Origin of the sequence: Pseudomonas sp. MD195_PC81_125 (assembly GCF_014060985.1) — a bacterium.
Taxonomy (GTDB): Bacteria; Pseudomonadota; Gammaproteobacteria; order Pseudomonadales; family Pseudomonadaceae; genus Aquipseudomonas; species Aquipseudomonas parakoreensis.
This window is the reverse complement of the sequence record NZ_JABULD010000034.1, coordinates 1-6,884: the sequence shown is the minus strand read 5'-3', so window position 1 is coordinate 6,884 and position 6,884 is coordinate 1. Positions and strand designations below refer to the sequence as shown.

6 protein-coding genes and 1 pseudogene are annotated in these 6,884 nt (G+C 58.9%); 3 read left to right on the top strand and 4 right to left on the bottom strand.

The window, feature by feature from the left end; all coding sequences use genetic code 11:
- Positions 1-1,670 (top strand): ABC transporter ATP-binding protein (locus tag HT737_RS01780; RefSeq protein WP_182401170.1); only part of this gene is annotated, 1,670 nt, incomplete at its 5' end.
- On the opposite strand, the gene gabP is transcribed toward HT737_RS01780, so the two are convergent.
- A complete protein-coding gene (gene gabP / locus HT737_RS01775) occupies positions 1,661-3,067 on the bottom strand; it encodes a GABA permease (RefSeq protein ID WP_041064012.1) in 1,407 nt (468 codons plus the stop codon). The genes HT737_RS01780 and gabP overlap by 10 nt on opposite strands.
- Positions 3,068-3,476: 409 nt before the next feature.
- Here gabP and HT737_RS01770 point away from each other — a divergent pair, with 409 nt between their 5' ends.
- Positions 3,477-3,932, top strand: coding sequence for a VOC family protein (locus HT737_RS01770; protein ID WP_182401168.1), 456 nt, complete (start codon positions 3,477-3,479; stop codon positions 3,930-3,932).
- A gap of 379 nt (positions 3,933-4,311) precedes the next feature.
- Positions 4,312-4,830, top strand: coding sequence for a cysteine hydrolase family protein (locus tag HT737_RS01765; protein ID WP_182401166.1), 519 nt, complete (start codon positions 4,312-4,314; stop codon positions 4,828-4,830).
- Positions 4,831-5,069: 239 nt separating this feature from the next.
- Here the strand turns inward: HT737_RS01765 and HT737_RS01760 are convergent, their stop codons facing one another.
- From HT737_RS01760 to HT737_RS32530, 3 genes and pseudogenes are all read right to left on the bottom strand, one after another.
- Complete coding sequence (locus tag HT737_RS01760) at positions 5,070-5,417, bottom strand: RidA family protein (RefSeq protein WP_095669144.1); 348 nt, start codon at positions 5,415-5,417, stop codon at positions 5,070-5,072.
- A gap of 28 nt (positions 5,418-5,445) precedes the next feature.
- Positions 5,446-6,573: an FAD-binding oxidoreductase gene (locus HT737_RS01755; RefSeq protein ID WP_306287134.1), complete on the bottom strand. Its 1,128-nt coding sequence runs from the start codon at positions 6,571-6,573 to the stop codon at positions 5,446-5,448.
- Positions 6,560-6,691 (bottom strand): annotated as a pseudogene (locus HT737_RS32530) (FAD-dependent oxidoreductase); the annotation flags it as partial. The gene HT737_RS01755 and the pseudogene HT737_RS32530, both read right to left, overlap by 14 nt.
- Positions 6,692-6,884: the final 193 nt, after the last annotated feature.

Genomic DNA, 6,884 nt, shown 5'->3' with positions numbered 1-6,884 from the left:
TCGATCTGCTCTCGACTTGGCAGGCGGGCGGGGAAGCGGCTGCGCAGGAGCGTCGCGTGTTGTGGGGCATGGGCATCGTCATGGTGCTCAGTGTCGGGCTGGTGGCGTTGCGTACCATGGTTCAGCACCAGATTCTGGCGATTAACCTGCCGCTGCGCCTGCGCTGGGATTTCCATCGGCTGATGCTGCGGCAAAGCCTTTCGTTTTTCTCCGACGAGTTCTCCGGGCGGGTCACGACCAAGGTGATGCAGACGGCGCTCGCCGTGCGCGACGTGCTGTTCACCATGATCGAGATTCTGCCGGGGATCGGCGTGTACTTCATTGCAATCATTGCCTTGGCCGGCGGTTTTGCGCTGAAGCTGATGCTACCGTTTCTCGCGTGGGTCGTGCTGTTCGGGCTGGCCATGGGATATTTCGTGCCGCGCCTGGGCAAGGTCGGCCAGGAACAGGCCAACGCGCGCTCGATGATGACCGGGCGTATCGCCGACGCCTATACCAACATCACCACGGTGAAGCTGTTCTCCCACTCCAACCGCGAAGCGCACTTTGCGCGGGCGGCGATGGAGGATTTCAAGCAGACCGGTTTTCGCCAGATGCGTCTGGTCAGCCTGTTCGAGATCGTCAATCAGGCCCTGGTGGTGGCATTGATCATGTCAGCCGGCGGCTATGCCCTGTGGCTGTGGCACCAGGGCGATGTCGGCGCCGGCGCGGTGGCGGCGATCACCGCCATGGCGTTGCGGATCAATGGCATGTCGAACTGGATCATGTGGCAGATGACCTCGCTGTTCGAAAGCATCGGCACCGTTCAGGACGGCATGGCGACCCTGACCCAGGGCACCAAGGTGCAGGACGCGCCGGATGCCGGCGTGCTGGTGACCTCGGGCGGCGCGGTGACGTTCGACAAAGTGAAATTCAATTACGGTGGCGAGCGTCAGGTCCTCGATGGCCTGAGCCTGAGCATTCGACCCGGGGAAAAGATCGGTCTGGTAGGGCGCTCAGGTGCGGGCAAATCGACGCTGATCAACTTGCTGCTGCGTTTCTACGATGTCGACAGTGGCGAGATTCGGATCGACGGCCAGAACATTGCGCACGTGACTCAAGACAGCCTGCGCAGTGCCATTGGCATGGTTACGCAGGACACTTCGCTGCTGCACCGCTCGATTCGCGACAACATTGCCTACGGCCGGCCCGATGCCACCGACGAGCAGATCCGCCGTGCGGCGGCCAACGCCCAGGCTGACGAATTCATCAGCCAGTTGAGTGACCGCCAAGGTCATACCGGTTACGACACTCTGGTAGGCGAGCGCGGGATCAAGCTGTCCGGCGGCCAGCGCCAACGGGTGGCGATTGCCCGGGTGATGCTGAAGAACGCGCCGATTCTGCTATTGGACGAAGCCACCAGTGCGCTGGATTCGGAAGTCGAAGTGGCGATTCAGGAAAGCCTCGACGACATGATGCAGGGCAAGACCGTGATCGCGATCGCCCATCGACTGTCGACGATTGCAGCGATGGACCGGCTGATTGTCATGGATGACGGACGCATCATCGAGCAGGGCACCCACGCCGAATTGCTGGAGAAAAACGGCGTGTATGCACGGCTGTGGGCGCATCAGAGCGGCGGCTTCCTGGGTGAGGACAAAGGCGTGATCGAGGCGGTGGATCAGGCCTGACCCACCGACGTTGCTCGTGCCGTCGGGGCAGGGTGACGCGACGTCATCAGGCCGATAAAGGAGATTGCCAGCGCCAGGCCAATAGTGGTGGTGACTTCAGTGCGGTGCTGCGGGGTGATCATCATGACCGCCAGCGCCGCACAGATGAAGCCGATCACCAGCCACGTCAGCCAGGGAAACAGCCACATGCGGAAGGTCAGCTCGACCTTGCGCTGTTGCAATATCCGCCGCATGCGCAGCTGCGACACCGCAATCGCCAGGTACACCAGCAAGGCAATCGCCCCGGAACTGGCCAATAGAAACTCGAACAGCCCGGCGGGCATGAAGTAGCTCCATACGGTGATCGACGCGCCCAACACGGTGCTGGCGATCACGGCGGCCCGCGGCACACCGGCCGCGGAAGTCGCCTTCAGCGCTTTCGGTGCATCGCCTCTACGACCCAGCGAGTACAACATGCGCGAGGCAATGTAGATCGAGGAGTTCATGCAACTGGCCACGGCGATCAGGACGACAACGTCGACCATGAACTTTGCATTTGGAATGTTCATGATTTCCAGGGCGCGCTGATACGAGCCCACCGAGGCCAGCAACGGATCATTCCAGGGCACTACGGAGATGACCACGAAGATCGACAGCAGGTAGAACACGCCAATGCGCCAGATCACCGAGCGGGTGGCCTTGGCAATGTTCTGCGCCGGGTTATTCGATTCGGCGGCGGCAATGGTCACCGCTTCAGTGCCGATGAAGCTGAACATGATCGTGATGAAAGCGCCGACCACCGCCGACAAGCCGTTGGGCGCAAAACCGCCGTGCGTGGCCATCAGACTGCTCAGCCCGCTGACTTCGCGGTCGGGAACCCAGCCCATCAACACGGCAAAACCGACACCGATGAAGCCGATGATCGCCACCACTTTGGCCATGGCGAACCAGAACTCGAACTCACCATATTTGGACACGCTGAACAGGTTGGTCACCACCAGCGCAATGATCGATCCCAACGCGAACAGCCAGGCATCGACCTGCGGAAACCATTGGTTCAACACATGCCCGGCTGCCAGCGCTTCGATAGGAATGACCAGCACCCAGAACCACCAGTACAACCAGCCGATGGTAAAACCGGCCCAGCGGCCGATGGCCTGGTCGGCATAGGTGGAGAAAGAACCGGTGTCCGGATTGGCCACCGCCATCTCGCCGAGCATGCGCATGACCAGCACGACGAGCAAACCGGAAAACAGATAGGCGAGCAGCACCGCCGGCCCTGCTGCGGCAATGGCGTGCCCTGAACCGACGAACAAACCGGCGCCGATAATCCCGGCGATGGACAGCATTGTGACGTGACGAGGCTTGAAGCCCTGCGCCAATTGGCTACTCGAATCCATGGAGTTCGGGCTGATCATCGGTATTTTTATTTCTCTGCTGATCGACATTTAAGCGAATTGAACGGGCACCCGATCGAGCACCATCGTTGCCTGCTGAAACTCCCGAAAGAAGCCCGTCCAACCGCCGCAGTTCTTATCAACCCCATGATCCGAGCGGGGTCGTTTGATACGAAGACACGGCACCTTAGCCGGCCTTGTCGCTGACTCAGTAGCCTGATTGCGCCATGATCGTGTCTGATATCGACATGTGAATACCATGAGGTCGTATTGGAATTTTCTACGAATCTCTCAGCTATTCGACCGAACCACGCATCAGCCGGGAAAAAGATCGAGTCGAATATGTCAACATTCAGGGCGGTAGTTCAGATAGCGTCCGCCGGCGAGTGGCTGACTATTATGATGGGGGCTTTTGGACAGGGGCTATGCAATGGATCTGAAGTTCAGTCATGTAGATGTACTGGTCAATAATCTCGAGGAAGCCTGTGCTTACTACGCACACATACTAAACGCCAGGATTTCCAAAACACTTGTCTGGGAGCGGGGCGGTCTGCATGTTCGCTACGCGATTGCTCTGATAGGTCAAGAACGTTTCATGCTGGTGCAACCGTTGGCAGGCAATCTGAAAGAGCTTTTGGATTCTTCAGGTGAAGGCATGATTTACCGCCACTGCTACTCAACGAAAGATATCGAAAAAGCCTATGACGAGCTGATGAACGCGGGTGTTCAGCCTCAAGACGAAAATGGAGCGCCATTGGCTCGCGCGAATCTGCAATCCCCGGCCGGCGCACGTATTATCTGGCTACCAAAGCGCTTCGGGCATTTCTCTATCGAGATACTCGAAGAAAAGGCGCTGGAAGCGTTTATCGAGACTGCGTTTATCTGAAAAAATAGCGGCCACTCTTGGATTAAGTGACTTGGCAATGGCAGCGAGCGGCGCGGTGCCAATGCCAGCTTTTATTCGATTGCAGCCCTTCGCTAAAGGCAACAACTGGCGGAGGTCGGCCAGAAGCGGCCCCCTACGAGCAATACAAGAAGTAGCCATCGCCTAGATCTTGTTCCCTTGCCAACCGGGTACCGTGCAGATACTGTCCCACTTATGAATCAGCTACGTATTGCCTCGATCACTACTACCACGACCGCCCTAGGCGGGTCGTGAGAGGTGTCGTGAGCCAATAATGCACGAACTTCAAAGGCCCGCCAGTGATGGAAAGGGCCTTTTCTTTTGCCCTTGTGTCGCTGGTTCAAACGCAAGGAAAAGCACTATGCATGCACTGTTGATTCTCGATATGCAGGTCGGATTGTTTCATGGCCCGGATAAGCCATGGGCTGGTGAGGCGCTGCTAAGCACGTTGAATCGTCTGTTGGATAAAGCCCGCAGTGCCGGCGCGCCAATCTTTCTTGCTCGCCACGTGGGGGCGCCCGGCTCGCCTATCGAACCAGGAAGCCCGTTGACGCAACTGGTGGAGGAACTGTTGCTGAGGGGCGACGAAGTGGTTTTCGAAAAAATCCGACCTAACGCTTTCGCCATGACTGACTTGGCCGATCAACTTAAGGCTTGTGGTTCACAAGGCGTGGTTATTGCCGGAATGAAGACCCAGTATTGTGTCGATAGCACCTGCCGCGCCGCACGAGATCTTGGATTCGATGCAGTCCTGATCGCCGATGGTCATACCTGCTCCGACACTCCCGCTTTGAAGGCCGAAAGTATCGTCGCTCATCACAATGCAACCCTGGCGGGCCCATTCTGTCGTGTCATTCACGCTGAGGACTGGCGTTTCTAACCGGCATTGATAGATCGACTCAAGTTCTGGGTCGATCTGTCTGCTTTGGGTGGCCGGTGCCCCCACGGCAGGCAGCAATCGAAAGTGGTCAGTCTAGAACGACAGTTTCCGGCCAAAAGCGGTCATTCTTTAAATTTAGACTGACTTTTTCAACTGAAATCCGCCGATTACTGCCCTTCACTCGCGGCAGCTATAGATTCTATTAGCAATGTAAGGCGCTAGAGGCATGAAAAGCTTACTTACCTCGTCGCGACGACAATCACTTCAATCAATAACTGCGGATCAGCGAGTTTTGCTTCGCCACAGGCTCGGGCCGGAGCGTGTCCTGCCGGGATCCAGGCATCCCATACTGCGTTCATCGCGACGAAATCAGCCATGTCGGCTAGCCAGATAGTGACCTGCAGCAGCTGTTCTCTGGATGAACCGGCTTGCTCAAGCAAGGCATCGACCCGTGCCAGCGCGTCACGGGTTTGATCGGCAACGTTGTGATGGTATTCGCCCACTTGCCCGGCAAGGTATACCGTATTGTCGTGAATGACGAGCTGGCTCATGCGTTGATTGGTCTGTTTACGCTCGATAATTCGCATCCATTGTTCTCCTGTGGAATGGCGTGGTTCAGAAGCGTTGCACGGAAAAACTGTCCAACCACTGCGGCGCTTTGCCGGCGATGCATTCAGCGACCAACTGTCCGGTTGCTCCGGCCAGCGTCAGGCCCAGGTGCTGATGGCCGAAGGCGTAGATCATTCGCGGCTCATTAGGCGAGGGGCCAATTACCGGTAACGAGTCAGGCAGGGAAGGTCGGAATCCCAGCCATTTGCGTGCGACCGGTTGGGTCAGGCCAATGACCTGGCGTACGTGCCGTTCCAGAAAATCAAAACGTTGCGGATTGGCAGGGTCATTGATCGATCCCAGTTCAACCGTGCCTGCCACCCGCAGGCGACCCGCCATCGGTGTCATGTAGAACGCGCTTTCCACCGGACAGCAGGGGCGGTTGAGCAGGGTGTCCTGCAGGTCGAACTCGATGTGGTAACCGCGCTCGGTATCCAGCGGAATGTGATCGCCGACTTGCCGCGCGAGCGCCGCCGACCAGGCACCGCCACATAGCACGACCCTGTCGGAGCGGTAGGTCTGGCCTTCGGCACTGCGTAGCTGCAGGCCACCGCCCTGGCGTTGCAGGGTGGTGATGGTGGCTCTATGCAGGGCGCCTTCGGCCACCAGCGGCGCCGCCAATGCTTCGATGAAGGCGCGAGGGTCATCCATGTGCGAGGACTCGGGAAACAGGATGCCGGCCACGGCCTTGCCTGCCAGGGCGGGTTCCAGTTGTGCGACATCGGCGGCATTGAGCACCTGCTGGGCGATGCCCAAAGAGCGCCGCAGTTCGATGGCAGTCTGGGCGTTGGCGAAGCCGTGCTCGCTGCGATAGGCATAGATGCAACCGTTGTGGTGCAGGTGGCGATCGGCTGCGGGACTGTCGGCCAGCAAGGGCGCGTAGCCGCTGTAGGTGAGTTGCAGGATCTGGCTCAAGGCCCGCGTGTTGGCCTCGCAGCGCGAGGGCCGGCATTCATTGAGAAAGCGCAGCAACCAAGGCATCAGTTGCGGCAGGCGCGCCCAATTGATGACGAAGGGCGAATCCTTCGAAAACAGCAGCGACGGAATCGCTTTCAGCAACGAAGGCTGGGCAATCGGCATCACGCCATAAGGGGCCAGGGTGCCGGCGTTGCCATAGGACGCCCCCGGCGGCAATCGCCTCGCGCTCCAGCAACAACACCCGGTAGCCCTGGCGACGCAGCCAGAGTGCGCTGGCGACACCCACGACGCCTGCGCCGATAACGGCAATTTCACAATGAACGGGCTGTGTCATGTCCTCAGATCCGGTTGTGCATATAGAGATGTCCCTGGCGGGCCAGCTGACTGATTACGCCAAGCGCCTTGACCAGCTGCGCCCCGTGACAGGGGCAGCCGAAATATTGATGCGGACCGCTTGCGGCGACAGTTCCGGACGCAGGGGTGAAGGCGCCCCCCSCGCAGCAACACCACGCCGCGCTCCTGGCACA